The sequence below is a fragment of the Streptomyces sp. 5-10 genome, from assembly GCF_014712245.1.
Lineage (GTDB): Bacteria > Actinomycetota > Actinomycetes > Streptomycetales > Streptomycetaceae > Streptomyces > Streptomyces violaceusniger.
This window is the reverse complement of sequence record NZ_JACVYG010000074.1, coordinates 16,385-42,577: the sequence shown is the minus strand read 5'-3', so window position 1 is coordinate 42,577 and position 26,193 is coordinate 16,385. Positions and strand designations below refer to the sequence as shown.

At 72.8% G+C, this 26,193-nt stretch carries 23 protein-coding genes and 2 pseudogenes; 18 read left to right on the top strand and 7 right to left on the bottom strand.

The genetic code is table 11. The features are described from left to right. Positions 1-237 precede the first annotated feature (237 nt). Positions 238-1,254, top strand: a complete 1,017-nt coding sequence (locus IEJ02_RS43795; RefSeq protein WP_191069884.1) for a small ribosomal subunit Rsm22 family protein — start codon at positions 238-240, stop codon at positions 1,252-1,254. A gap of 95 nt (positions 1,255-1,349) precedes the next feature. On the opposite strand, the pseudogene IEJ02_RS43790 reads toward IEJ02_RS43795, so the two are convergent. After that, a pseudogene (locus IEJ02_RS43790) lies at positions 1,350-1,906 on the bottom strand (helix-turn-helix transcriptional regulator); the annotation flags it as partial. A gap of 139 nt (positions 1,907-2,045) precedes the next feature. Between IEJ02_RS43790 and IEJ02_RS43785 the strand changes: the two are divergent. From IEJ02_RS43785 to IEJ02_RS43775, 3 genes and pseudogenes are all read left to right on the top strand, one after another. After that, entirely contained in the window at positions 2,046-2,309 is a 264-nt protein-coding gene (locus IEJ02_RS43785) for an Atu4866 domain-containing protein (RefSeq protein ID WP_076972001.1), read from the top strand. Positions 2,310-2,444: 135 nt separating this feature from the next. Continuing rightward, a pseudogene (locus IEJ02_RS43780) lies at positions 2,445-2,879 on the top strand (SDR family NAD(P)-dependent oxidoreductase); the annotation flags it as partial. 162 nt (positions 2,880-3,041) lie between these two features. Then, on the top strand, positions 3,042-3,809 hold the full coding sequence (locus tag IEJ02_RS43775) for an SDR family NAD(P)-dependent oxidoreductase (RefSeq protein WP_191069883.1): 768 nt from the start codon (positions 3,042-3,044) through the stop codon (positions 3,807-3,809). 14 nt (positions 3,810-3,823) lie between these two features. Here IEJ02_RS43775 and IEJ02_RS43770 read toward each other — a convergent pair whose 3' ends face one another. The 4 genes from IEJ02_RS43770 to IEJ02_RS43755 form a co-directional block, all read right to left on the bottom strand. Beyond that, entirely contained in the window at positions 3,824-4,165 is a 342-nt protein-coding gene (locus tag IEJ02_RS43770; protein WP_223865416.1) for a hypothetical protein, read from the bottom strand. Between the two features lie 218 nt (positions 4,166-4,383). Next, positions 4,384-5,715, bottom strand: a complete 1,332-nt coding sequence (locus IEJ02_RS43765) for a cytochrome P450 (protein WP_191069882.1) — start codon at positions 5,713-5,715, stop codon at positions 4,384-4,386. Between the two features lie 262 nt (positions 5,716-5,977). Continuing rightward, positions 5,978-7,081 carry a serine hydrolase domain-containing protein gene (locus IEJ02_RS43760; RefSeq protein ID WP_317986072.1) on the bottom strand — a complete coding sequence of 368 codons (1,104 nt, stop codon included), beginning with the start codon at positions 7,079-7,081 and terminating at the stop codon, positions 5,978-5,980. Next, entirely contained in the window at positions 7,042-8,373 is a 1,332-nt protein-coding gene (locus IEJ02_RS43755; protein WP_191069881.1) for a multidrug effflux MFS transporter, read from the bottom strand. Before IEJ02_RS43755 ends, IEJ02_RS43760 begins: the two co-directional genes overlap by 40 nt. Before the next feature lie 91 nt (positions 8,374-8,464). Here IEJ02_RS43755 and IEJ02_RS43750 point away from each other — a divergent pair, with 91 nt between their 5' ends. Beyond that, a complete protein-coding gene (locus tag IEJ02_RS43750) occupies positions 8,465-9,484 on the top strand; it encodes a Gfo/Idh/MocA family protein (protein ID WP_191069880.1) in 1,020 nt (339 codons plus the stop codon). Positions 9,485-9,600: 116 nt separating this feature from the next. Here IEJ02_RS43750 and IEJ02_RS43745 read toward each other — a convergent pair whose 3' ends face one another. Next, the gene (locus tag IEJ02_RS43745; protein WP_191069879.1) at positions 9,601-11,223 is read right to left on the bottom strand and encodes an alkaline phosphatase D family protein; all 1,623 of its coding nucleotides are present in this window, start codon (positions 11,221-11,223) and stop codon (positions 9,601-9,603) included. A gap of 173 nt (positions 11,224-11,396) precedes the next feature. Between IEJ02_RS43745 and IEJ02_RS43740 the strand changes: the two genes are divergently transcribed. From IEJ02_RS43740 to IEJ02_RS43730, 3 genes are all read left to right on the top strand, one after another. Then, positions 11,397-12,170: an SDR family oxidoreductase gene (locus tag IEJ02_RS43740; protein WP_191069878.1), complete on the top strand. Its 774-nt coding sequence runs from the start codon at positions 11,397-11,399 to the stop codon at positions 12,168-12,170. 261 nt (positions 12,171-12,431) lie between these two features. Then, positions 12,432-13,043, top strand: coding sequence for a hypothetical protein (locus IEJ02_RS43735; RefSeq protein WP_191069877.1), 612 nt, complete (start codon positions 12,432-12,434; stop codon positions 13,041-13,043). Between the two features lie 166 nt (positions 13,044-13,209). After that, a complete protein-coding gene (locus tag IEJ02_RS43730) occupies positions 13,210-14,049 on the top strand; it encodes a glycosyltransferase family 2 protein (RefSeq protein WP_425587165.1) in 840 nt (279 codons plus the stop codon). Between the two features lie 374 nt (positions 14,050-14,423). Here the strand turns inward: IEJ02_RS43730 and IEJ02_RS43725 are convergent, their stop codons facing one another. Then, a complete protein-coding gene (locus IEJ02_RS43725) occupies positions 14,424-15,044 on the bottom strand; it encodes a TetR/AcrR family transcriptional regulator (RefSeq protein WP_191069876.1) in 621 nt (206 codons plus the stop codon). A 189-nt stretch (positions 15,045-15,233) separates the two neighbouring features. On the opposite strand from IEJ02_RS43725, the gene IEJ02_RS43720 reads away from it, so the two are divergent. From IEJ02_RS43720 to IEJ02_RS43675, 10 genes are all read left to right on the top strand, one after another. Continuing rightward, positions 15,234-16,358 carry a DMT family transporter gene (locus IEJ02_RS43720; protein WP_191069875.1) on the top strand — a complete coding sequence of 375 codons (1,125 nt, stop codon included), beginning with the start codon at positions 15,234-15,236 and terminating at the stop codon, positions 16,356-16,358. A gap of 62 nt (positions 16,359-16,420) precedes the next feature. Further along, positions 16,421-17,623 (top strand): PP2C family protein-serine/threonine phosphatase, encoded by a 1,203-nt coding sequence (locus tag IEJ02_RS43715; RefSeq protein ID WP_191069874.1) that lies wholly within the window; start codon positions 16,421-16,423, stop codon positions 17,621-17,623. A gap of 259 nt (positions 17,624-17,882) precedes the next feature. Further along, on the top strand, positions 17,883-19,808 hold the full coding sequence (dnaK, locus tag IEJ02_RS43710; protein WP_191069873.1) for a molecular chaperone DnaK: 1,926 nt from the start codon (positions 17,883-17,885) through the stop codon (positions 19,806-19,808). Between the two features lie 96 nt (positions 19,809-19,904). Continuing rightward, positions 19,905-20,558 (top strand): nucleotide exchange factor GrpE, encoded by a 654-nt coding sequence (locus IEJ02_RS43705; RefSeq protein ID WP_191069872.1) that lies wholly within the window; start codon positions 19,905-19,907, stop codon positions 20,556-20,558. A 7-nt stretch (positions 20,559-20,565) separates the two neighbouring features. Then, positions 20,566-21,540, top strand: coding sequence for a DnaJ C-terminal domain-containing protein (locus IEJ02_RS43700; RefSeq protein WP_191069871.1), 975 nt, complete (start codon positions 20,566-20,568; stop codon positions 21,538-21,540). Further along, entirely contained in the window at positions 21,537-21,905 is a 369-nt protein-coding gene (locus IEJ02_RS43695; protein WP_191069870.1) for a chaperone modulator CbpM, read from the top strand. Before IEJ02_RS43700 ends, IEJ02_RS43695 begins: the two co-directional genes overlap by 4 nt. Beyond that, a complete protein-coding gene (gene clpB, locus IEJ02_RS43690) occupies positions 21,896-24,538 on the top strand; it encodes an ATP-dependent chaperone ClpB (RefSeq protein WP_191069869.1) in 2,643 nt (880 codons plus the stop codon). The genes IEJ02_RS43695 and clpB overlap by 10 nt, the downstream gene beginning before the upstream one ends. Positions 24,539-24,659: 121 nt before the next feature. Beyond that, entirely contained in the window at positions 24,660-24,923 is a 264-nt protein-coding gene (locus IEJ02_RS43685) for a UBP-type zinc finger domain-containing protein (protein ID WP_137977698.1), read from the top strand. 114 nt (positions 24,924-25,037) lie between these two features. Next, complete coding sequence (locus IEJ02_RS43680) at positions 25,038-25,607, top strand: Hsp20/alpha crystallin family protein (protein ID WP_191069868.1); 570 nt, start codon at positions 25,038-25,040, stop codon at positions 25,605-25,607. A gap of 70 nt (positions 25,608-25,677) precedes the next feature. Further along, a complete protein-coding gene (locus IEJ02_RS43675; RefSeq protein ID WP_137977699.1) occupies positions 25,678-26,109 on the top strand; it encodes a DUF2267 domain-containing protein in 432 nt (143 codons plus the stop codon). The last annotated feature ends 84 nt before the right edge of the window (positions 26,110-26,193 follow it).

Below are 26,193 nucleotides of genomic sequence, written 5' to 3'. Positions count from 1 at the left end.
CCCCGGCTCAGGCGGCGGCCCCGGCCCTGAGGGCAGCGGGCCCCCGTGATGACCCCGGCCCGGGGTGGCGGACCGCCTCCGGTCCGCGCGGCGGGGGGCGGCCCTGGGGCAGCGGACCGACCGCGCGGGAGGTTCCCGGCCCAGGCGGCGAGGGCGCCGCCCAGGGGCGCGCGGGCCTCGCGAGAGGCCCCGGCCCAGGCGCCGGAGGCGCCCCCTCCCGCCGGTAGAATCGCCCGAATGCACGCCCCCGACGCCGCCCCCACCGACGAGACGCCCCACACCGCGCTCGCCGGACTCCTCGACGGTCTGCCGCCCCGCCAGGCGGCCCAGGCGGTCGACCGGCTGATCGGCCACTACCGGGGGCGCACCCCGACCGACGCGCCCGTGCTGCGCGACCGCTCCGACGTCGCCGCGTACGCCGCGTACCGGATGCCCGCGACCTTCGAGGCCGTGCGCGCCGCGCTCGACGCCTTCCGCGCCCGTACGCCCGACTGGGCCCCGGCCACGCACATCGACATCGGCGGCGGTACGGGCGCGGCCAGCTGGGCGGTGGCCGCCGCCTGGCCGCGGGGCGGGCACACCACCACGGTCCTGGACTGGGCCGAGCCCGCGCTGGCCCTCGGCCGCGAACTGGCCCGGCAGGCGCCCTCCGAGGCGCTGCGCACCGCCCGCTGGCAGCGCCTGGCCATCGGCGACGGCCTCGCGCTGCCGGACGGGACCGACCTGGTCACCGTCAGCTATGTGCTGGGCGAGCTGACCGAGGCCGACCGGCAGGCCGTCGTGGCCGAGGCGGCGCGCGCGGCGCGGGCCGTGGTGCTGGTCGAACCGGGCACCCCGGACGGCTATCTGCGGATCCGCGAGGCGCGGGACCGGCTGCTGGCGGCCGGGCTGCGGATCGTCGCCCCCTGTCCGCACGGCGCGTCCTGCCCGATCGAGCCCGGCGCCGACTGGTGCCACTTCGCCGCCCGGGTCCGCCGCTCCTCCCTCCACCGGCGGGTCAAGGGCGGTTCGCTGCCGTACGAGGACGAGAAGTTCAGCTATGTCGCGGCCGTACGGTTCGACGCCTCGCCCGCCGGGGCGCGGGTGGTGCGCCGCCCGCAGATCCGCAAGGGCCAGGTGCTGCTGGACCTGTGCGCGCCCGAGGAGGGGCTGGGGCGCACCACGGTGACCAAGCGTCAGGGGCCGCTGTACCGGGCGGCCCGCGATGTCGCCTGGGGCGACGTGTGGCCGCCGGAGGAGGAGCCGACCCGCTAGCTCAATGGCTGTCGGCGACGCTCTCAAGTCGGTTGGGGCTCTGGAGGACCCGGAGAAGCGGAAGTGACCGAAGCCGCGACAGATCGGCAGAGGCGTTGGGGTTCGAAGCCGGTCGCCTCGCGGAGGTTGGCGACGGTGGCTTGTGCCGCCCGGTTCCAGTCCGTGTAGAAGGTGGGGCCGGCGGGGTCGAGGAAGGTCATGCGGGCGAGGTTGTCCGCCGGGGTGAACGCCGAGTAGAGGGCCTGGGCCAGCGCGTTGACCGCGAGGAGGTCGAGGGTTCGGTTCATGACGAACGCCGGGGTGTTGGGGTAGCCGCCCATCAGCTGTCGCAGGGCGGGGCTGACGCGCCCGGTGGAGTGAGACGAGAGCCGGTCGCCGGGCGTGGCCCCGGCCAGCCGGTACAGGTGCGCCCTGGCGTCCTCGTCGAGGTGCAGCGCATGACTGAGAGCGTCGATCACCTGGGGCGAGGGGTTGCGTTCGCGGCCCTGTTCTAGGCGGTGTAGTAGTCGGCGTTCACTCCGGCCAGGACGGCGACCTCCTCGCGGCGCAGCCCGGCGACTCTGCGGGTCCCGTGGCTCGGCATCCCGACATCGTGCGGGCGCAGGGCGGCGCGGCGTGCGCGCAGAAAGTCCCCCATGCGGTTGTCGTCCATGTCCTCAGGCTAGGCGGCGCGCCGCCGTGCTGCCTGGGTGTGGTGCACCCAGGGAGCATGCGTCCTGGTTGGTCGCCGCTGACCTGCGCAGACTCGGTGGAGCGGGAGGGACCGCACCGTTCGAGGAGAGGGGGCCGCCATGGCCGCGATCGAGGACGGCCACGTGGATGTGGTCGGTATGTGGGTGACCGAGGACGGGCACATTCGGCAGGAGCTGCTGCCGGACGGCCGTTACGACGAGGCTCGCGGCGAGCGGGCCAGTGCGTACACCGGCCGTTACACGGTCACCGGTAGTCACCTGGACTACGTCGACGACACCGGGTTCACCGCCACAGGGGACATCCGCGACGGAGTGCTCTACCACGAACACCTCGTGCTGTACCGAGAGTCGAGCCCGTCGTAGCGGGGCGGCGAGCGTAGCGGGACAACGGGGTTCGGGCAGCAGCTGCTCCGGTCGGGGAGAACGACTCCTCGTGGGAGCGGACCGACTGCCGAGGCAGGCAGCAGTCGCTGACAGACGTATCAAACGCAAGGGAAGGACCGTATTCATGACCGGACCAACCAGAAAGGCACCTGGCTCGGTATGAAGGCGGCGATGCCGCTGCTGCGAGCGAGCGGCAACGCGTCGGTGATCAACACCTCGTCCGTGCTCGGCCTGGTGGGCAGCGGCGCGGCCGCGGCCTACCAGGCGTCGAAGGGCGCGGTGCGCCTGCTGAGCAAGACGGCCGCGGTCGAGTACGCCCGGCAGGGCGTACGGGTCAACTCGATACATCCCGGAGTGGTCGCCACACCGATGATCCAGGACCTCCTGGAGGAGCAGGGCGACCAGCAACCGGACATCCAGCGCACCCCCATGCGCCGAGCCGGCCGCGCCGATGAGGTCGCCCCCGCGATCCTCTTCCTCGCCGGCGACGACTCCTCCTTCGTCACCGGCTCGGAACTCGTCGTCGACGGCGGCCTCACCGCACACTGAACAACCCGCCCGCCGGGCGTCCACGGCGCCACCCGTGCGCACGCCCGGCAAGCGCGCTCATCTCCTGTGCCGTCTGCCTCGTGAGTGCGTGACCGTACAGCAACCCAGACAGCCGCGTGGGAAAACTGCGCGCGACCCCGATCTTTACGAGAGGACCTCATCATGACGCCCACCGCCGCGTCTGCCGAAGCATCCGAGTTCGCCGGGAAGACCGCCCTGGTCACCGGGGCCGCGCGCGGCGTCGGCAAGGAGACCGTGGCACTGCTCCATGCCCGCGGCGCCCGCGTCGTCGCCGTCGACCTGCGTCCCGACGTCACGACCCTGCAGGACGCATTCCCCGGCGTACTCGCGATGCGGGGCGACATCACGCGGGAGGAGACCGCCGTCCACGCGGTCCGCTCGGCGCTGGACACCTTCGGAGGACTGGACATCCTGGTGAACAACGCCGGACGCACCCTGAACAAACCCGTCACCGAAACCACCGCCGAAGACTGGGACACCGTGATGGCCGTCAACGCCCGCGGATCCTTCCTCTGCGCCCGAGAAGCCTTCCGGGCCATGCGGAGCCGGGGCGGCGGGAGCATCGTCAGCACCGGGTCCTACGCCAGCACGGTCGCCCTGCCCGAAGGCGCCGCCTACAGCGCGTCCAAGGGCGCCCTGGCCCAACTGACCAAGGTGCTCGCCGTCGAAGGCGGACCATGGGGCATCCGCGCCAACCTTGTCGCCGCAGGCGTCATCGAGACCGACTTCCTCGACACGATCCGCCCCGACAGCCGCGCCTACCTGGCATCGTTCGCCGACGCCCAGCCCCTGGGACGAGTCGCACAGCCCGAAGAGATCGCCGAGGTTCTCTGCTTCCTCGCCTCACCACGCTCCAGCTTCATCACCGGAGCCGTGGTACCCGCAGACGGCGGCTTCACCGCCGTCTGACGTGACGGGGCCGATCAGCCGTTGCTCGGACACACCACCCTGCCTGCCGGACGGCGGGTTGCCGGAAGTTCGTCATCCATCACGGGCCGATAGGCGGTGTTGTTGCACTTGAAGCCGAGCGTGTTCAGCAGCGGCGGAAGCATCTGCCGGTAGTACGAACTGTACGACGACCGGAGCGTGGTGCGGACCTTGGCCCTGAAGACCTTCTCGTTCGTCTTCGCCTCCGCCACCAGCTCACGGAGTGTCTTCTCCCCGACCACAGGGAACAGGGCCCGGCGTACGACCTCGTCGGGCTTGTCGACGGCGGCCGTCGCCAGCTTGAAGAGGATGCCCTCCTTGCCGCACACCTTCTTCAACTCGGCGGTGAGCTGCCGACCTACTTTGCGGCTGGTGTCTGAGCTAGGACTCCGGGGCCTCCTCGACAGTCACCGACCCCGCGCACTGTGCGAAGAAGCCGGGAACTGTCATGGGACTGTGGGCGGTGGACAGCCCCGCTCAGCGTACTGACGAGCGTCCGGGCTTGCCCGAAACTGGGGCTCAGCCCGCCGCAGGCGTCGCGACTCGGGGGACACTCCTAACCCGCGGCCGGAGCCGGGGTGAAGGTGACCGGGAGGGAGACCAGGCAGCGGTACCACAGGGAGTCCATCCACTGCAGCTCATCGGGCTCGACCGCCAGCTCCAGGTCCGGCACCCGGTCCAGCAGCACCTCGATCGCCGTCTCCGAGATGATCTTGCCGAGGTCGGGTGCGTGCGCCGGGCATCCGTAGTCGCCACCGGAGAAGGACACGTACGCGTTGTTCCCGGCGTAGCCCACCGTGGAGTCGGGCCACAGCAGCGGGTCCGCGTTGGCGGCGGCGAAGCCGAGGACGAGGAGGTCGCCGGCGCGGATGCGCTGGCCGCCGAGCGTGGTGTCCCGGGTGGCGAAGCGCCCGATGACGTTCTGGAGCGGGGAGTCCGCCCACAGCACCTCGTTCATGGCCTCGCCGATGCTGCGGCGGTTGCCCGCGAGGGTCATGGTGAACCGGTCGTCGGTGAGCATCAGCCGGACCGTGTTGCCGATCCAGTAGGACGTGGCGGGCATGCCCGCGGCGATCATCACCATCAGGTCCCCGACGAGTTGCTCGTCGGTGAGGTCCGGGGAGTTGGCGATGTACCGGGAGGTGACGTCCGGGCCCGGCGTCTCGCGCTTGGCCGCCACCAGCCGCTGTACCACCTCGGCGGCCCGCTGCTGAGCGGCCATGGATTCGTCGTTGGAGAGCAGCGAGACGGTCACCGCCTCCGCCATGTACTCCAGCTGGTCCTCGGGCAGGCCGTACATCGTGCCCATGGCGAGGGCGGGCACCGAGTAGACGTAGTCGAAGACCAGGTCCGCCTTGCCGGTGCCGATGAACTTGTCGATCAGCGAGTCGGCGAAGCGCTCGCAGTGGCGGCGCAGTTCGAAGGGATCGACGGAGGCGAGGGCGTCGCTGACGGCCGCCGAACGCCGCCGGTGCTCGTCCCCCTCCGTGAAGTGGATCATGGGGCTGTGGGCCACCCAGGGCATCAGGGGCCAGTCGGACGGCACCTCGTCCCAGCGGTTCCAGCGGCGCGAGTCGCGGCCGTAGGTCTCGACGTCGCTGACGACCTGGCGTATCTCGCGATAGCCGAGGACGAGCCAGGCGGGGACGTCGGACTCCAGCAGGACCGGGGCCACCTGCCCGTGGTCGCGCCGCATCCGTTCATAGCTCTCGGCCGGGTTCCGCAGGTACCGCTCCCCGTACAGCAGCGCGGGTCCGGCGGAGGAGGGGTCGGCGTGGGCGGGGCAGCCGGGGGGCGGCGCCGCCGGGCCCGGGCCGCCGGGCGCGCCCTCCGCGCCCGGTGGGCCCTGAGGGGCCGGGGAGTCCTGCGGGTCCTGGAGGTTCGTCACAGCGGTCTTCCTCATGGCGGTGGAGCAGCGCGGCCGTCCGGGGGATACACGGCAGGGGCACAGGCTAGCCAAGCGAACGGGTCAGGCCAACTGTCCTGCCCTCAGCGGCTGGTGAGGGCAGGTCAACCCGGCCGCGCGGGCCAGCGCCGTGGCCGCCGCCCTGTCCTGGCCGGCCCATGGCCCCCGGTCGCTGGGGGCAGGTCAAACCCAGCCGCGCGGGCCACCGCCCTGCCCTGGCGCGCCCCCGGCTGCTGGGGGCAGGTCACCCCAGGGCGCGGGCCAGCGCCGTGGCCGCCGCCGCGCGGGGCGCGCTGTCGCCGGGGCGGCGGCGCGGATGCACGGTGGTGGCGAGCAGCACCAGATAGGCCCCGCGGGCCCGGTCCACCACCAGGCTGGTCCCGGTGAACCCGGTGTGCCCCGCCGCGCCCCGGCCCGCCAACTCCCCCATGAACCACGGCTGGTCGACCTCGAAGCCCAGCCCCGGCGCGGTCAGCATCAGCTCGGTGGACTCCGCCGACAGCACGGGCCCGCCCCCGGCCAGCAGCGCCCGGCACAGCACGGCCAGGTCCCCGGCCGTCGAGAAGAGCCCGGCGTGCCCCGCGACGCCGCCCAGCGCCCAGGCGTTCTCGTCGTGCACCACACCCCGCAGCATCCCCCGGTCCAGCTTGCCCCAGGGCCGCCGCTGGTCCTCGGTGGCCGCGATCCGGGGCAGCCAGGAGGCGGGCGGGTTGAAGCGGGTGCCGGCCATGCCCAGCGGGCCGGTGACGGTCTCCCGCACGAGCCGGTCGAGCGGCTGTCCCGCCGACCGCTCCAGCACCCGCTGGAGCAGCAGGAAGTTGAGGTCGGAGTAGCGGCGGGCGGTACCGGGCGGGGTGGCCGGCGGCTCGGCCGCGAGCCGGGCCAGCGCCCGCTCCCGCCCGTCCTCCTCGTACAGCGGCAGTTCGGGGATCAGCCCGGAGGTGTGGGTGAGCAGCTGCCGCACCGTGATGCCGTGCTCGGCGGCGGCCGTGCACTCCGGGGCGTACGCGGCCACCCGCCCGTCCAGCGCGATCAGCCCGCGCTCGACGGCCCGCAGCGCCACGATCGTGGTGAACAGCTTGGTGAGCGAGGCGAGGTCGAACACGGTGTCGCGGCGCACCGGCTCCCACCGCTCGCGCGGCAGCTCCACGCCCCGGTCGGCCCGCTCGTCGTACGCCGCGTGGCGCACCGCCCAGCCGACGCCCTCCTCGGCCAGCGGGCCGGAGCCGGTCCCGGCGGCCAGCGCGACCCCGGAACACCACGGGCGCTCCCCCTCGGGAAGCGCGTGGACGGTCTCCAGCAGCCGGGTCAGACCACGGTCACGCTGTGCTTCGTACGTCGCTGCCACGGACGGCAGAGTCCCATGAAGCAGGCCATGGCCGCGAGCGCGCAGCACAGCTGGACGACGGCCATCGGCACCGCCGTGGTCTCGCCCGCGATCCCCACCAGCGGGGAGGCGACCGCGCCCAGCAGGAAGGTGGAGGTGCCCAGCAGCGCGGAGGCGGAACCGGCGGCGTGCGGGGTGCGGTTCAGGGCCTGGGCGTTGGTGTTCGGCATGGCCAGGCCCATCGCGGACATCAGCAGGAACAGGCACCCCGCCACCGGGACCAGACCGGCCTTCCCGAACACCCCGGAGGCCAGCACGAGCAGCGCGGCCGCCGCGACGGTGATCACCACCAGCCCCACGGCCAGCACCTTGTCCATGCTGACCCGGCCCACCAGCACCCGGCCGTTGAGCTGGCCGGTGGCCACGAGACCGATCGAGTTCAGCCCGAAGAGCAGGCTGAAGGTCTGCGGCGAGGCGCCGTAGATCTCCTGGACGACGAAGGACGAGCCGGAGACATAGGCGAAGAGCGCCGCGAAGGCGAAGCCGCCCGCGAGCACATAGCCGGTGAAGACGCGGTCGGCGAGCAGCCCGCGCATGGTGCGCAGGGTCTGGCCGAGCCCGCCGTCATGGCGCCGCTCGGGCGGCAGCGTCTCGCCCAGCCGGCGCCAGACCACGAGGGTGAGCAGGGCCCCGATCACGGTGAGCACCACGAACACGCCGCGCCAGTCGGTGAAGCGGAGGATCTGGCCGCCGATGAGCGGGGCCACGATGGGCGCCACGCCCGAGATGAGCATCAGGGTGGAGAAGAAGCGGGCCATCGCGATGCCGTCGTAGAGGTCCCGGACGACGGCGCGGGCGATCACGATCCCGGCCGCGCCCGCGAGCCCCTGGAGCAGCCGGAAGCCGATGAGCAGCCCGGCGGTGGGGGCGAAGGCGCAGACGGCGGTGGCGACGACGTAGACCACCATGCCGATGAGCAGCGGACGGCGGCGCCCCCACCGGTCGCTCATCGGGCCGACGACGAGCTGGCCGAGCGCCATGCCCATCAGGCAGGCGGTGAGGGTGAGCTGGGCGGTGGCGGCCGAGCTGTGGAGCGCGTCGGTGACCTCCGGCAGGGCCGGGAGGTACATGTCCATGGACAGCGCCGGGAGGGCGGTGAGCCCGCCGAGGATCAGGGTGACGAGAAGGCTCGTACGACGCTGCGCGGTGAGCCCGGGAGTGGCGGCAGCGGAGGTGAGGGAGGCGTCGGGGGACGGGGTTCCGGGCAGGTCGGCCCGGGTGGGAGCGGCGGCCGGTTGGCCGGGCTGCTGCATGCGTACCTTCCATGAGTCGTTGATGCGTTTCTATGCTCTCAGCGATTCGAAGGGACTCGAACCTCTGGGGACAGGGGGGAACGGGGTGGGGATGGCCGGGACGAGCGGGTCGGGCACCGTGCGGTGGGGGGTTCTGGGGACCGGTGGCATCGCCGCGTCGTTCACCACGGATCTGCTGGAGATGGCGAACGCGCAGGTCATCGCGGTCGGCTCGCGCCGGCCGGAGTCGGCGAAGCGGTTCGCGGAGCGGTTCGGGATACCCCGCGCCCACGGCCGCTGGGAGGAGCTGGCCGCCGATGACGACATCGATGTGATCTATGTCGCCACCCCGCACTCGGCCCACCGGGCGGCGGCCGGGCTGTGCCTGGAGGCGGGGCGTGCGGTGCTGTGCGAGAAGCCGTTCACGCTCAATGTCCGCGAGGCCGAGGAGCTGGTGGACCTCGCCCGGGCCCGGGGCCGCTTCCTGATGGAGGCGATGTGGACGTACTGCGATCCGGTCGTCCGCCGGATGACCGAGCTGATCCACGACGGCGCGATCGGCGAGGTCCGGGCGGTCCACGCGGACTTCGGGCTGCCCGGCCCGTATCCGCCGGACCACCGGCTGCGCGATCCGGCGCTGGGCGGCGGCGCCCTGCTGGACCTCGGCGTCTATCCGGTGTCCTTCGCCCAGCTGCTGCTCGGCGAGCCGGACGAGGTGCGGGCGGTGGGGCAGCTCTCCCCCGAGGGCGTGGATGTGAACACGGGCCTGGCGCTGGGCTGGGACGGCGGGGCGGTGGCGCTGCTGTCCTGCTCGATCACCGCCGACACGCCGATGACGGCGGCGGTGACGGGCACGGCGGGGCGGATCGAGTTCCCGCGCGGCTTCTTCCACCCCGAGCGGTTCGTGCTGCACCGGCCCGGCCGGGACCCGGAGGAGGTCACGGCGGTGGACGGGCTGCGCTCCTACCAGCGGGAGGCGGCGGAGGTGATGCGCGCGCTGCGCGCGGGCGAGACGGAGTCCCCGCTGGTGCCGCTGGACGGCACGCTGGCGGTGATGCGGACCCTGGACGCGGCGCGGGAGCGGCTGGGGGTGCGGTATCCGGGCGAGGACGGGTACGAGGGCGAGGGGTGAGCGCGGCGGGCCGGTGACGAGGGGTACGGGAGAGGTCGGAGACGGGTCGGAGACGAGGGCGGGGCGTGAGCGGGGCGGGCCCGGCGCATGGGGTGCGCGCCGGGCCCGCCCGCCCGTCAGACCTGCTTCAGGCCGGGGTTCCCGGCCTCGCTGACGAACGACGCCGCCGTGGTGAGCGGCGCGCCCTGGGTCGTGACCGCGGAGACCGTCTTGTAGTCGGCTCGTGCCCGCTCCTCGTCCAGCGAGACCGTCACATAGCCGCGCCGGCCGTTGTAGAACTTCATGTGCGGGTTGGCGGCCATGTACGTGGCCCAGTTGGCGGGCTTGTCGGCGCCGTCCTTGCCGCTGCTGATGGAGGTGCCGACGAACTCCACGCCCAGGGTCCGGGAGCCCGGGTCGTCGAAGTCCTTCTTGATGTCGAAGGCGTAGTGCACATGGACGTCGCCGGTCAGGACGACGAAGTTGGCCAGGCCCGCCTTCTCCACACCGGCCAGGATCCGCTCCCGGGAGGCGGGGTAGCCGTCCCAGGAGTCCATGGAGAGCTTGGAGCGCGCGGCCGTGGTGTTCTTCCGCTGGGAGAAGGTGACCTGCTGCGGCAGCACGTTCCAGGTGGCGGTGGAGCTCTGGAAGCCGTCGAGCAGCCAGCGCTCCTGGGCGGTGCCGGTGAGGGTGCGCGAGGGGTCCTCGGACTCCGGCCCCGGGTACTGCCAGCCGTCGCCGTACGCCTGGTTGGAGCGGTACTGGCGGGTGTCGAGGATGTCGAACTGGGCCAGCTTGCCGTAGTGGAAGCGGCGGTAGAGCCGCATGTCGGCGCCGCTGGGCTGCTGCGGCATCCGCAGCGGCATGTTCTCCCAGTACGCCCGGTAGGCGGCCGCCCGGCGGATCAGGAACTCGTCCGACGGGCCGCCGTTCTCGTCGATGTCGCCCGCGTAGTTGTTCTCGGTCTCGTGGTCGTCCCAGGTGACGTACCAGGGGAAGGCGGCGTGGGCGGCCTGGAGGTCCTCGTCGGACTTGTAGAGCGCGTAGCGCAGCCGGTAGTCCCCGAGCGTCATGGTCTCGGTGTTGAAGTGCGCGGGGAGGGTGCGGTCGGTGTAGTTGCGGGCGCCGCCCGCGGCGTTGACCGCGTACTCGTACTGGTAGTCGCCCACGTGGAAGACGGCGTCCAGGTCCTCCCCCGCCAGATGGCGGTAGGCGGTGAAGTAGCCGTCGTGGTACGCCTGGCAGGACACCAGGCCGAAGCGGACCTCCTGGACCTTGGCGCCCCGGGCGGGGGTGGTGCGGGTGCGGCCCACCGGGCTGGTCCAGTTCCCGGCCTTGAAGCGGTACCAGTAGACGCGGCCCGGCTCGAGCCCCTTGGCGTCCACGTGCACCGTGTAGTTGAACTCGGCGTGCGCGGTGGTGGTCCCCCGGCGGGCGACGCGCTGGAACTTCTCGTCGCGGGCGATCTCCCACTCGACCTTGACGGTGCCCTCTTCGGGCAGCCCGTTGCCCGGCTCGTAGGGGCGGGGCGCCAGCCTGGTCCACAGCACGACGGCGTCCGGCAGCGGGTCGCCGGAGGCCACGCCGAGCGTGAAGGGGTTGTCGGCGAGCGCGTGCGGCGTCACCTGCGCGGCCTGGGCGCTGGGCAGGTTGGTGGTGAAGGCGAGCGCGGCGGCCGCCCCCGTCACGGTGAGGAAGCGGCGGCGTCCCAGACGTGCGGCCGCGGCTCGTATGGCGCGCTGGTGCGAGTCATGTGCCATGTGCTCTCCCCTGGCTCGTGGCGTCAGAGGAATTGGAGTGTCGGGGGACGGCCGGGTGTTTGCGTGCACACGACATAGATATGACCGCTCGGTGAGGTCCGTTGCGGGAAGGGACCTTTACGGCGAATCCACCCGCTGTCACGGGGAACTGACGTGGCGTACGCTGCGGCGCCATGAGCGATGGTCGGGTGTCGGTGGTGTCGAAGGTGGCGGTGGTGACGGGCGCGGGCTCCGGGGTCGGCCGGGCCGTGGCGCTCGAACTCCTCGAGGCGGGCTGGTCGGTGGCGCTGGCGGGGCGCCGGGAGGAGGCCCTGGCCGAGACGGCGCGGCTGGCCGGAGGCGGTCCCCCGGCCCCGGTGGTGCCGACGGACGTGGCCGACCCGGAGCGGGTGGACGCGCTCTTCGCGGCGGTGCGGGAGCGGTTCGGGCGGCTGGATCTGCTGTTCAACAACGCGGGGAGCTTCGGCCCGCGCGGCGTGCCGCTGGAGGATCTGGCCTACGAGGACTGGCGGTCGGTCGTGGACACCAACCTCACGGGGGCGTTCCTGTGCGCGCGGGCGGCCTTCCGGCTGATGCGGGACCAGGATCCCCGGGGCGGGCGGATCATCAACAACGGCTCGCTCTCGGCGCATGTGCCCAGGCCGGACAGCGTGGCGTACACGGCCACCAAGCACGCCATCACCGGGCTCACCAAGTCGCTGTCGCTGGACGGGCGCCGGTACGGCATCGCCTGCGGGCAGATCGACATCGGCAACGCGGCGACCGAGATGACCGAGCGGATGTCCGCCGGTGTGCCGCAGGCGAGCGGGGAGGTGGTGGCCGAGCCCGTGATGGACGTCGCGGACGTGGCGCGTACGGTGCGGCACATGGCGTCGCTGCCCCTGGAGGCGAACGTGCAGTTCGCGACGGTCATGGCGACGGCGATGCCGTACATCGGCCGCGGCTGACGGATGAGGGAACGTCACCCGTCGTAGATAACCCTCCGATTGTGGAGATAGTGTGAGGATGCGGTCAATTCACCCCATCGGCACAGCGGCTCCCGGACGCCCCCCTCGCCACCCCCCGGACTGTTCGAGGACCGCTCGATATGGCAGGGTCGTTTCCCACCGCGCCACATCCTTCACCACCGCCCCACCACCGCCCCACCACTGCTCCATCACCGCCCCACCACCGCCCCACCACCGGCATCCGAACGAAGAGAGACCGCCGTGCGTTCTCTGCCGCTCACCTTGGTCGCCCGTCTGCTGCCCGTCGCCGTCCTCGCCGCCGCCGGGGTGGCCATGACGACCTCGGACGACTCGGACGCGAGCGCCACCCCGGCGGGCCCCTCCCCGCAGACCTCGGCCCCGGCCACCGGTGCCGCCGCGCCGCGCTACGCCAAGCCGCCCGAGGAGGCGTGCACCGTCCTCCCGGAGTCGATGATCAAGGACCTGGTGCCGGGCGCCAAACCGGCCGGGAACGAGCTGAAGTCCAGCGACCTCAATCGCCGCACGGGCTGCTCCTGGCACGCGCTGGACGACTTCGACTACCGCTGGCTGGACATCGCCTACGACGTCAAGAGCGTCGCGGGGAAGCAGAAGAGCGAGGGCGGCAGCGCGGTCCCCGGCCTCGGCGACAACGCGTCGGTGACCGAGAAGACCACCGAGGACGACGACCAGGGCATACGCGAGGCCGTGGTGACGGTCCACCAGGACAACGCCACGGTCACCGTGACCTACAACGGCGGCGACTTCGAGAGCCACAAGGCCGCCGACTCCGATGAGATCCGTAAGGGCGCCATCAGCGCGGCCAAGAAGGCGCTCGCCGCGCTCGACGGCTGATGGTCGCGCTCAGCCTTGGAGCTCGTTGCTCAGTCCTTGATGAACATCAGCCGTACTGAAGTGCCCTTCTGAGTGAACGGTTACGATCGCGGGCATCGCAACCGAACTCTGGAGTCCCACCGTGCCCGCCGCCCCCGAACCACGCCTGGGTATCGCCGTCCTGACCATGGGCAACCGGCCCAGAGAGGTGGCCGCCCTGCTGGAGTCGGTCGCGAAGCAGGACGTGCCCCCGGCCCGCGTCGTGGTCGTCGGCAACGGCTCCCCGCTCCCGGAGCTCCCCGCCGAGGTGACCGCGGTCGAGCTGGCGGAGAACCTCGGGGTCTCGGGCGGCCGTAACGTCGCCTGGCGGCGGCTGCGCGAGTTCGGCGACGTGGACGTGGTCGTCGACCTCGACGACGACGGGCTGCTGGTGGACGCCGACGTCTTCCGCCGGGTGCGCGATCTGTACGCCGAGGACCCGCGCCTGGGCATCGTGAGCTTCCGCATCGCCGACGAGACGGGCGAGACCCAGCGCCGCCACGTGCCCCGGCTGCGCGCGTCCGACCCGATGCGCGGCGGCGAGGTGACCACCTTCCTCGGCGGCGGCCACGCCCTGTCGATGGCGATGCTGGAGCAGATCGGCGGCTGGCCGGACGCGTTCTTCTTCACCCATGAGGAGACCGACCTCGCCTGGCGGGCGCTCGACGCGCGCTGGAAGGTCGTCTACGCCCCCGAGCTGCTGCTCCAGCACCCCCGGACCTCCCCCGCCCGGCACGCCGTCTACCACCGGATGACCGCCCGCAACCGGGTCTGGCTGGCCCGCCGCCACCTGCCGCTGCCGCTGGTGCCGCTCTACCTGGCCACCTGGACGCTCCTCACGCTCGCCCGCACCCGCTCCCTGACCGGGCTGCGGGCCTGGGCGGGCGGCTTCCTGGAGGGCCTGCGCACCAGCTGCGGCCGGCGCCGCCCGATGCGCTGGCGCACGGTGTGGCACATGACCAAGCTGGGCCGCCCACCCATCATCTGACGGCGGCGCGGCAGCGCTAAGGGGTGCCGGGTGGTTCTTTCCCCTCCCCGCCCCTTCCCGCTACCAGGGGCTCCGCCCCTGGACCCCGGGCGTGGGGCGGAGCCCCGGTTTCGGGGTCTGAGCCGCCGCATTGAAGTCCGGTGCGGTTCGGGTGCACCCCGAAGGGGCGCGGGGAACTGCGCGACCAGCCACGACGGCGCCGCGGAGGATCGACGACAGGTCAGGGCACTTCCCGCGGAGCGCTTAGGGCGGAGCCCCGGTTGTGGGGCCCGGGGCGGAGCCCCGGTTGTGGGGCCCGGGGCGGAGCCCCGGTTTCGGGAAGGGGCGGGGAGGGGAGTAGCCCGCCGCAGGCGTCACCACCCCTCGGCCACTCCCTACGGGGCCAGCCCGAGCGCGGGGAAGACCGACGCCTCGAGGAAGCGCGTCAGATACGCGCGGTCGGCAAGCCGACCCTCGAGCAGCGGGCGCACCCGCATCGCGCCGATCAGCTGGGCGGGGACGAACTCGAGGGCGGGGTTGTCCGCGTCCACCTCGCCGCGCTCCACCCCCCGGCGGATCATCGCCTGGATCGTCTTCACCTCGTGCTCGATCAGCGCGGCGCGCAGCGCCTGGAGCAGATCGGGGTTCTGCAGCGCGGCGTGACCGAGCGCGTACACCAGCGCGGTGTCACGGCCGCACACCTCCCCCGCCTCGCCCACGGCCTCCGCGACGGCGCGCAGATCGCCCGCGAGCGAGCCGGTGTCGATGCCCTCCAGCGCGAAGGGGCGCTTGCACGAGCGCAGCGCGGCGACGACGAGCTGGGGCTTGGTGCACCACTGCCGGTAGAGGGTGGAGCGGCTGGCGCGGGTGCGGGCGGCGACCGCCTCGATGGTGAGCGCCTCATAGCCGCCCTCCTGGAGCAGATCGAGGACCGCCTGGTAGAACTCCTGCTCCCGCTCGGGGGTGATCTTGGAACGGCGCTGCGGCGCGGCCGTCTCCGGGCTCTGCGTCGCCATCGGGTCCTCCTCCTCGGTCCACCGGACTCCGGTTCCCCTCCCCGACCACGCAGTCTACCGACACATCCGCGTACCGATACGCCCTTGTACCGATACGGCCCCGCCCCGGTACACTCTCGTATCGATACGTCTGTGTGCCGATAGCTCCACCGGTGGCAGGCAGACAGTGCCCAGAGGAAGGCACGGTGGATGAACCCGACCGTCATAGCCGTCGCGCTCGCGCTCGCCTCGGCCGTCGCCTACGCGACCGCGGCCGTGGCCCAGGAGCGGCTGGCCGCGGGCGGCCGGCCGGACCGCATGCCGCGGCTGCTGCTGCGCGGCGCCTGGTGGGGAGCGGTCGGCCTCAACTCCACCGGTGCCCTGCTGCATGTGGCCGCGCTGCGGTACGGACCGCTCACCCTGGTCCAGCCGCTCGGCGCGCTGACCCTGGTGGCGGCCGTCCCGCTGGGCGCGCGGCTCGCGGGGCGGCGGGTGGTCCGGGACGAGTGGCGGGGCGTGGTCCTCGCGCTGCTCGGCCTCGGCGCCCTGCTGCCGGTCACCGCCGGGGAGACCCCGCGCGAGACGCTGAGCCTGCCGGAGGCGGTCGGGCTCGCGGCCGTCGTGCTGGCGTTCATCGGGCTGTGCGTCCGGCCGGGGCGCGGAGGGCGCGGAACGCCGGGGCGCAGGGGGCGCGGAACGCCGGGCCGGGGGCTGCGGTTCGCCACCGCCTCCGGGGTCGCCTCCGGCGTCGCCTCGGCGCTCACCCAGACCCTCACGGTGGCGCTCGCCGACTCCCGCGCCCCCGGGGCGGCCCTGGTGTCCTGGCGGACCGCGGTCGTGGCCGTGCTCGTCGCGGCCTTCGCGGTGAGCGGCCTGCTGCTGTCCCAGAGCGCCTACGGCAGCGGGCTCGGCGCGCCCCTGGCCACCCTGACCCTGGCCAACCCGGTGGCGGCGGCCGCCATCGGGATCGTCCTGCTGGACGAGCGGTTCCGGGGCGGCCCGGGCGGCTGGGCCCTGGCCGCCGCCGGCGCGGCGGCGGCCGCCCGCGGGGTGGTCCTGCTCTCCCGGGCTCCCCAGGCGGGCGCGGGGGTGCGCGGGGACACCGTGGTGGTACGGGAGTCCGCCGTGCGCGAGGCCGCGGTAGCCGTACGAGAGACCGCCGTACGCGGTGTCGCCGTAGCCGTGGCGGAGCCCGCCGTGCGCGAGACCGTCGTACGCCAGGCCGCCCTGGAGACCGTCGTACGCCAGGCCGCCGCACGTGAAGCCCTCGCCCCCGGCGAGCCCCCGCGCGAGCCCGCCGCCGTCCCCCGGGAGCCGGTGCCCACGCCTCCGTGATCACCCGTGATCACCCGTGATCACCCGGGCGTCGCGGGGCCCTCCGCCGTATGGTTGACCGCATGGTGGACGCGAACGTGTCGACCCCGGCCGAGACCGCTGAGCAGCTGCTGGAGGAACTGCTCGGGGCCGCCCACGAGGCATCCCCGACCGAGCTCCCGCCGGCCCTGGACCGCTATACCGAGGCCATGGGCATGGGCCGCACGGTCGTCTACCTGGTCGACCTCCGGCAACGGCTGCTGATGCCGCTCGACGAGGGCGAGCCGCGCCTGGAGCTCGACGACACCCTGGCCGGATTCGCCTACCGCACCGGCTCGGTGCGGATCGAGGAGGCGTCCACGGGCGGGCTGACCGTATGGCTGCCGCTGATGAACGGCGCGGAGCGGCTGGGGGTGCTGCGCCTCCGGCCGGCCTCCCTGGACGGGCGCATGCTCGCGCGCTGCCGGATGCTGGCCTCGCTCCTCGCCCTGCTCATCACGTCCAAGCGGACCTACATCGACACCATCGCGCAGCTCACCCGCACCCGGGCCATGAAGCTGCCCACGGAGATGCTGCGGGCCTTCCTCCCGCCCCGCTCCATCGGCACCGGCCGAGTGGTCTCGACGGCCGTCCTGGAGCCCGCGTACGAGCTGGGGGGCGATGCCTTCGACCACTCGTTCACCGAGGACGTCCTGCACGCCGCGATCCTCGACGCCATGGGCCACGACCTGGCGTCCGGGCTGACCACCTCCGTGGCGATGGCGGGCAGCCGCAACGCCCGGCGCACCGGCGCCGACCTGGCGGCGCTCGTCACCACCGTGGACGAGGCGCTGGCCAAATGGCTTCCGGACCAGTTCTGCACGGGCGTCTTCCTCCAGCTGCACATGCCCAGCGGGGCGCTGCGCTGGTCCAACTGCGGCCACCCCCCACCGCTGGTCATCCGCCGCCGGCGGCTGCTGGACAAGGAGCTGGAGCGGCCCGCCGAACCGCCGCTGGGGCTGCCCGCGCGGCTGTCGGACACGCCCCGCCAGATCTACGAGACGACGCTGGAGCCCGGTGACCGCGTCCTGCTCTACACCGACGGGGTCGTGGAGTCGCGCGACGGGGGAGGCGAGCAGTTCGGCCTGGAGCGCTTCGCCGACCACATCATCCGCTCGACGGCCGCCGGGCAGAACGCCCCCGAGGCGCTGCGCCTGCTCATCCACGCGATCCTCGACCACCGGCACGGCGAACTCAGCGACGACGCCACGATTTTGATGATCGAGTGGCATCCGCCGGGTCCATGACGGGACCGTCCCCACGGGCTGAGGGGACCGTCCCCACGGGCTGACGGGACCGGCCCCACGGGCTGAAGGGACCGTCCCCGGCTCCCCCGTCCCGTGGGCACACTCGGGCCACCGATATTCGACTATTCGACCCCGACCGCAGGGGCACGATTCCTGTCCGATTTGTCACCCTTGAAGGAGAGGCCCCGTTCACCAATCCGCTCCCGCGGCCGACCGGGCGATTCACGCGGCCCACGGCCGCCCCCCGGAAGGAGTTGCCATGGCCAAGGCAGTCGGCATCGACCTGGGCACCACCAACTCGGTGATCGCCGCGTGGGAAGGCGGTGAGTCCTCGGTCGTTCCGAACTCCGAGGGAAGCCGCACCACACCGTCGGTGGTGGCCTTCACCGACACCGGTGAACGGCTGGTGGGGCAGCTGGCCCGGCGCCAGGCGATCCTCAACCCCAAGGGCACCATCTACTCGGCCAAGCGGTTCATCGGCCGCCACTACGACGAGGTCTCCGCCGAGGCCAGGGCGGTGGCCTACGACGTCGTCCCGGACGAGGGCGGCCTCGCCCGGTTTACGGTGCGCGACAAGCTGTACTCGCCGGAGGAGATCAGCGCGCAGGTGCTGCGCAAGCTGGCCGACGACGCCGCGAAGCAGCTGGGCGAGCGGGTGACCGAGGCGGTCATCACGGTGCCCGCGTACTTCAACGACGCCCAGCGCAGCGCCACCAAGGACGCCGGTGAGATCGCCGGTCTGAAGGTGCTGCGGATCATCAACGAGCCGACCGCGGCCGCCCTCGCCTACGGCCTGGACAAGAAGGGCCATGAGACCGTCCTCGTCTTCGACCTCGGCGGCGGCACCTTCGACGTGTCCATCCTGGACGTCGGGGACGGAGTGGTGGAGGTCCGCTCCACCGCGGGCGACAGCCACCTGGGCGGCGACGACTTCGACCGGCGGCTGGTGGACCACCTCGCCGACGCGTTCCAGCGGGAGAACGGCATCGATCTGCGCCGGGACCCGCAGGCGCTGCAGCGGCTCTTCGAGGCCGCGGAGAAGGCCAAGACCGAGCTGAGCTCGGTGACCCAGACCCAGCTCAACCTGCCGTTCATCACCGCGGACGCCTCCGGTCCCAAGCATCTGACCGAGACCGTGATGCGGTCCACCTTCGAGCAGATCACCGCCGATCTGGTGGAGCGCTGTCTGGGGCCGGTGCGGCAGGCCATGGCCGACGCCAAGGTCGGCGAGAGCGACATCGACGAGGTGATCCTGGTCGGCGGCTCGACCCGGACCCCCGCCGTACAGGCCCTGGTCCGCCGGCTGACCGGCGGCAAGGAGCCCAATATGAGCGTCAACCCCGACGAGGTCGTGGCCCTGGGCGCCGCGATCCAGGCCGGGGTGCTCAAGGGCGAGGTCAAGGACGTCCTGCTGCTCGATGTCACCCCGCTGTCGCTGGGCGTCGAGACCCGTGGCGGCGTCATGACGAAGATCATCGAGCGGAACACCACCATCCCGGTGCGCCGCACGGAGACCTTCTCCACAGCCGAGGACAACCAGCAGGCCGTGGACATCGTGATCCTCCAGGGCGAGCGCGAGCGGGCCGCCGACAACCGGGTGCTCGGCCGCTTCCAGCTGACCGGCATCCGCCCGGCGCCGCGCGGCGAACCGCAGATCGAGGTCGTCTGCGACATCGACGCCAACGGCATCCTCAACGTCACCGCCCGCGACCGGGACACCGGCAAGGAGCAGTCCATCCAGATCAGCGAGACCGGCAACCTCGAACGCGGCGAGGTCGAGCGGATGGTCCAGGAGGCCGAGCGCAACCGCGGCGAGGACCAGGCGCTGCGCGAGGCCGTGGACGCGCGCAACGAACTGGACGCCGCCGCCTACCAGGTCGAGAAGCGCCTCGCCGAACTGGGCGACGCGGTGCCCTCCCACGAGAGATCGCGCGCCGAGATGCTGGTGCACGACGCCCGCCAGGCGGTCAGGAACGAGGCCGGGACCGACCGGACCAGGCCGCTGACCTCCGAGCTCCAGCAGGTCTACGCGGGGCTGCAGGCCCACGAGCCCGCGGGCGCGGGTGCGGGCCCGGGTGGGGCGGCCGGTGGGCCCGGGGCGGGCGGCGCCCAGGGCACCGGGGCCGGGGCCGGGGGCGGCGGAGGCGACGAGGACGTCATCGACGCCGAGTTCGACAAGGGCTGACCGACACGACAAGGGACCACGAAGACCGATCCCCCACAGACCGATCCCACGCAGACCACACGGGCCGATCCGACCAAGGCTCACTGAGAGGCCGCCATGTCCACTCAACCGCAGCAGCCCGACCCGGTGCCGGAAGGCGCCGTGACGGAGCCGGAGCAGGAGCCGGAGCAGGGCCTGCCCGCCCCGGGCGCCGCGGAGGCGCGCGGCACGGGCGAGGAGGGCCCCGGCCCGGACGCGGCCGGCGGCCCCGGCCCGGACGCGGCCGGCGGCCCCGCCGTCGGCGAGGCCGACGAGAAGGCAGACGAGCGGGCCGCCGAGCAGTCCGCCGCCCTGGCCGAGCTCGACGACCGCTGGCGCCGCGCCCTGGCCGACCTGGAGAACCTGCGCAAGCGCCACGCCAGGGAGCTGGAGCGGGAGCGGGCCGCCGAGCGGGCCCGTACGGCGGTGGCCCTGCTTCCCGTCGTCGACAACCTCGAACTGGCCCTCTCCCACGCCGAGGCCGACCCCGGCTCGATCGTGGAGGGCGTCAAGGCCATCCACGACCAGGCCGTGGCCGCCCTGGCCCGGCTCGGCTACGACCGGCAGGGCGAGACGGGGGTGCCGTTCGACCCGGCCCGGCACGAGGTGGTCGGCGTGGTCGAGGACCCGGAGGCCGAACCGGGCACCGTGGTCCAGGTGCTGCGCCCCGGCTACGGGGAGCCCGGCCGCCAACTCCGGCCGGTGGCCGTGGCCGTGGCGAAGCGGGAGTGAGAAGGCCATGGCACGCGACTACTACGAGGTGCTGGGGGTGTCACGGGGCGCGAGCCAGGACGAGATCCAGCAGGCGTTCCGCACCCAGGCCCGCCGCCATCACCCCGATGTGAACAAGGACCCGACCGCCGAGGAGCGGTTCAAGGAGCTCAACGACGCCTACAGCGTGCTCTCCGACCCGAGGACCCGGGCCCGCTACGACCGGTTCGGCGAGGACTTCCGCAAGATCCCCGAGGACTGGGAGGAGCGCGTCGGCGCCGGTGCCGGAGGCGGCGGCGGTGGCTTCCGCGGCTGGACGACGGCCGGCGACGGCGGCCGGGTGCGGTTCACCCGTGGCTTCGGCGACGACGTCGCGGGCGGCGGGGTGGACTTCGAGGACCTGTTCGGCGCGTTCTTCGGCGGCGGCGCGGGGCCGGGCCCCGGCGGCGCGGGCCGCGTCACCATCCCCGGGGCCGACCAGGAGGCGGAGCTGCCGCTCACCGTCGAGGACGCCTTCCACGGCGGGCGCCGCGGCGTCACCCTGGCCGGGCCCACGGGGCAGCGCACCTTCGAGGTGAACGTCCCGCCGGGCGTCATCGACGGGCAGCGCATCCGGCTGCCCGGCCAGGGCGGCCGGGGCACCGGTGACGCACCGGCCGGGGATCTGTACCTACGGGTGCGGATCCAGCCCCATCCGCGGTTCCGGCTGGACGGCCGGGACATCCATGTGACGCTCCCGGTGTCCCCCTGGGAGGCCGCGCTCGGCGCGACGGTCCCCGTACCCACACCCGGCGGTACAGCCAAGGTGACCGTCCCGCCCGGCTCCTCCGGCGGCCGCCGGCTGCGGCTGCGCGGCGAGGGCATGCCGAACCCGCGCGGCCCCGACGGCGATCTGTACGCCGAGATCCGCGTCATGGTGCCGCCCCACCTCGGCCCCCGGGAGCGGGAGCTGTTCGAGGAGCTGGGCCGTACCTCCTCCTTCGACCCCCGGAGGGAGCGATGAGCACGCACACACCCGGGACCGTCACGGCCACCCGCCACCCGCCCGTGACGTCCCACCACTACGAGCTGGTGCCCGCGCGCAGGCTCTCCCTGGAGACCGTGGCCGACCGCACCGGGCTCCACCCCGACCTGATCCGGCGCTTCGTCGCCCTCGGCCTGATCGACGCCGAGCGCGACGCCGCCGGGCGGCTGGTGTTCGCCCTCGACGCCCCGGCGGCGCTGGCCCGCGTCGAGCGGCTGCACACCGGCCTCTGCCTCAACTACGCCTCCATCGGTCTGGTGCTCGACCTGCTCGACCGCATCAACCGGCTCGAAGCCGCGCTGCGCCGCGGCGGCGCGAGGAGTGAAGAACCGCCATGGACATGAACCGCCTCACCGAAAAGTCGAGGGAAGCCCTCCAGGACGCCCAGACCAAGGCCCAGCGTTACGGCCACACCGAGGTGGACGGCGAGCATCTGCTGCTGGCCCTCCTCGAGCAGCCCGACGGGCTGGCGCCCCGGCTGATCGGCCGGCTGGGCGCCGACCCCGAAGCGGTGCGCACCCTGCTGGAGGCGCAGGTGGCCCGCAAGCCCAGGGTCACCGGCCCCGGGGCCGCACCGGGGCAGGTCTTCGCCACCCAGCGGCTGGCCCAGGTGCTGGACACCGCCGAGCGGGAGGCGAAGCGCCTGAAGGACGAGTACGTATCGGTGGAGCACCTGGTGCTCGCGCTCGCCGAGGAGGGGTCCGCCACCGCGGCGGGGCGGGTGCTCAAGGAGCACGGCGTCACCAAGGAGGCGTTCCTGGGCGCCCTCACCCAGGTGCGCGGCAGCCAGCGGGTCACCTCCGCCAACCCCGAGGTGGCGTACGAGGCGCTGGAGAAGTACGGCCGGGACCTGGTCCTTCAGGCCCGCTCGGGCAAGCTGGACCCGGTGATCGGCCGGGACGCCGAGATCCGCCGGGTGACGCAGATCCTCAGCCGCAGGACGAAGAACAACCCCGTGCTCATCGGCGACCCCGGCGTCGGCAAGACCGCCATCGTGGAGGGCCTGGCCCAGCGCATCGTCCGCGGCGACGTCCCCGAGGGGCTGCGCGAGAAGACCGTCTTCGCCCTGGACATGGGCTCGCTGGTGGCCGGGGCGAAGTACCGCGGGGAGTTCGAGGAGCGGCTCAAGGCCGTACTCAACGAGGTCACCTCCGCCCAGGGGCGGATCCTGCTGTTCGTCGACGAGCTGCACACCGTCGTCGGGGCGGGGGCCGCGGAGGGCGCCATGGACGCCGGGAACATGCTCAAGCCGATGCTGGCCCGCGGCGAGCTGCACATGATCGGCGCGACCACCCTGGACGAGTACCGCAAGCAGATCGAGAAGGACGCCGCGCTGGAGCGCCGCTTCCAGATGGTGCTGGTGGACGAGCCGAGCGTGGAGGACACCGTCTCGATCCTGCGCGGCCTGCGGGAGCGTCTTGAGGTCTTCCACGGCGTCAAGATCCAGGACACCGCGCTGGTCTCCGCCGCCACCCTCAGCCACCGCTACATCAGCGACCGGTTCCTGCCGGACAAGGCCATCGACCTGGTGGACGAGGCATGCGCCCGGCTGCGTACCGAGATCGACTCCATGCCCGCCGAACTGGACGAGATCACCCGCCGGGTCACCCGGCTGGAGATCGAGGAGGCCGCGCTCTCCAAGGAGACCGACCCGGCCAGCCGCCAGCGGCTGGAGGAGCTGCGCCGGGAGCTGGCCGATCTGCGCGCCGAGGCCGACGCCAAGCACGCCCAGTGGGAGGCCGAGCGGCAGTCCATCCGCCGGGTGCAGGACCTGCGCAGGGAGCTGGAGGAGGTGCGCCGCGAGGCCGAGGAGGCCGAGCGCGCCTACGACCTGAACCGCGCCGCCGAACTGCGCTACGGCAGGCTCCGGGAGCTTCAGCGCAAGCTGGCCGCCGAGGAGGAGCAGCTGGCCGCCAGGCAGGGCACGCACCGGCTGCTGCGCGAGGTGGTCACCGAGGAGGAGATCGCCGACATCGTCTCGGCCTGGACCGGGATCCCGGTCTCCCGCCTGAAGGAGGGCGAGCGGGAGAAGCTGCTGCGCCTGGACCAGATCCTCCAGGAGCGGGTCATCGGCCAGGACGAGGCGGTCAAGCTGGTCTCCGACGCCATCATCCGGGCCCGCTCGGGCATCCGGGACCCGCGCCGCCCGATCGGCTCGTTCATCTTCCTCGGCCCCACCGGCGTCGGGAAGACCGAGCTGGCCAAGGCGCTGGCCGCCGCGCTCTTCGACACCGAGGAGAACATGGTCCGCCTGGACATGAGCGAGTACCAGGAGCGGCACACGGTCAGCCGGCTGGTCGGCGCCCCGCCGGGGTACGTCGGCTACGAGGAGGGCGGTCAGCTCACCGAGGCGGTGCGGCGCAAGCCGTACTCGGTCGTGCTCTTCGACGAGATCGAGAAGGCGCACACCGATGTCTTCAACACCCTGCTCCAGGTCCTGGACGACGGCCGGATCACCGACGCCCAGGGGCGGCTGGTGGACTTCCGCAACACCGTGATCATCATGACCTCCAACATCGGCTCGGTGCACCTGCTCGACGGCGTGACCTCCGCGGGCGAGCTCAAGCCGGACGCCCGGGGCCTGGTGCTGAGCGAGCTGCGCGGCCACTTCCGCCCCGAGTTCCTCAACCGGGTCGATGACATCGTGCTGTTCAAGCCGCTCGGCGAGCCGCAGATCGAACGGATCGTGGAGCTCCAGTTCGACGAGTTGCGCAAGCGGCTGGCCGAGCGCCTGATCGCCGTCGAGCTGACCCCGGCCGGACGCGAGGTGATCGCCCACGAGGGCTATGACCCGGTGTACGGGGCCCGCCCGCTGCGCCGCTACATCTCCCATGAGGTGGAGACCCTCATCGGGCGCGCCCTGCTGCGCGGCGACGTCGAGGAGGGCGCCACCGTCAAGGTGGACGGCCGGCACGGCGAGTTGGCGGTCAGCTACGAACGCCGGCCGGAGAACGCCGGACTCGGGAAGGCCGCGTGAGCGCGATGCGGCTCCGGACCGTCCCGCCCGGCCATCGGCCGCACCCCGCGGACCGCCCCGCGGTTCGAGGTGCGGGCCGTCCCGTCCCTGCTCATCCTGGAAACGAGAAAGGGTGAACGCCATGGCCATCGAGCCCGATCCGCACCTGTCGATGGTGCGCCCGGTCACCCCGCGCAGCCCCGAGGGGTGCGAGGAGTGCCTGCGCCTGGGGTCCCCCTGGGTCCATCTGCGGCTCTGCCTGACCTGCGGACACGTGGGGTGCTGCGACTCCTCGCCGCTCAAGCACGCCCGTGCCCACGCGTACGCCGAGGAACACCCCATCGTCGAGCCCATGGAACCGGGCGAGACCTGGCGGTGGTGCTACGCCCACGAGGCCATGGCCTGATGTCGGGCGAGGACCGGCCCCCCTCCCGGCACGGCGGCGTCCGGCCGGTCCGCCGCGCCGGCGGCGATCGGGCACCCAAGCGCATCCGCTCCCCATGACAGGAGGTGAAGGGTGATGAGCACACCCGCACGACGACACCAACAGCAGCGCCAAAGCGCGCTGGAACGCCCCCGGGTCTGGGCGCGCAATCCGCTGGCGGAGTTCGACGACCTGCTCAACCAGATGGGCGGTCTGCTCGAATCCACGGTCGGCGGGGCGGCGATGCCCGGCGTCGCGACGTGGACGCCCGCCGCCGATGTGACCGAGGCGGACGAGGCGTACCACGTCGAGCTCGAACTCCCCGGCGTCCGGCGCGAGGAGATCGACATCGAGGTCAACGGCCAGGAGCTGACCGTCACCGGGGAGATCAAGGAACGGGAGCGCAGGGGCGTCCTGCGCCGCGGCGGGCGCCGCACCGGCCGTTTCGAGTACCGGCTGCTGCTCCCGAGCGAGGTGAACACCGAGGGCGTCACGGCGGCCATGTCCGAGGGCATCCTCACGATCACCGTGCCCAAGGCGGAGACCGCCAAGCCCCGCCACATAGAGATCACCGAGTCCATCCAGGGCGAGAGCCAGCGGCAGCAGCAGCCCCAGCAGCAACAGCCGCAACAGCCGCAACAGCCGCAACAACCAGGAGGTTTCTGAGGCTCTTCCACTCCCGCGGCGGCCCGTGCCCCGCCGGGCGGCCGCCGCGGGCACCGAAAGGACGAACACGATGGTTGCGACAGGCTTTCCCGCGTTCGACACGACCGTCGACAAGACCAACCGGCTCCTCAAGGAGATCGAGGACGCGTACGGCTGGCCCAAGGAGCGCCGTAAACAGTCCTACGCCGCCCTGCGCGCGGTGCTGCACCAGCTGCGGGACCGGCTGACGGTGGACGAGGCCGTCCAGTTCGGCGCACAGCTGCCGATGCTGGTGCGCGGCATCTACTACGAGGGGTGGCGACCGGCGGAGACGCCCGTGAAGATGCACAGCGAGGAGTTCTTCCAGCGGATCCGGCACGACTTCCCGTACGCGATCCAGGGCGACACCGAACAGCTGGTGCACACCGTCCTGGCGGCCCTGCAGCGCCACATCAGCGAGGGCGAGTGGGATGATCTCCGGGGCCGGATGCCCGCCGACCTGGTCACCGTCATACCGGCGTAGCCGCGTACCCGCGTACCCGCGCGGCCACTCCGGCCCGCTGGACCGCCTGGTGGTACGGTCGCACCGATAGGCGGCTTGTGCGGG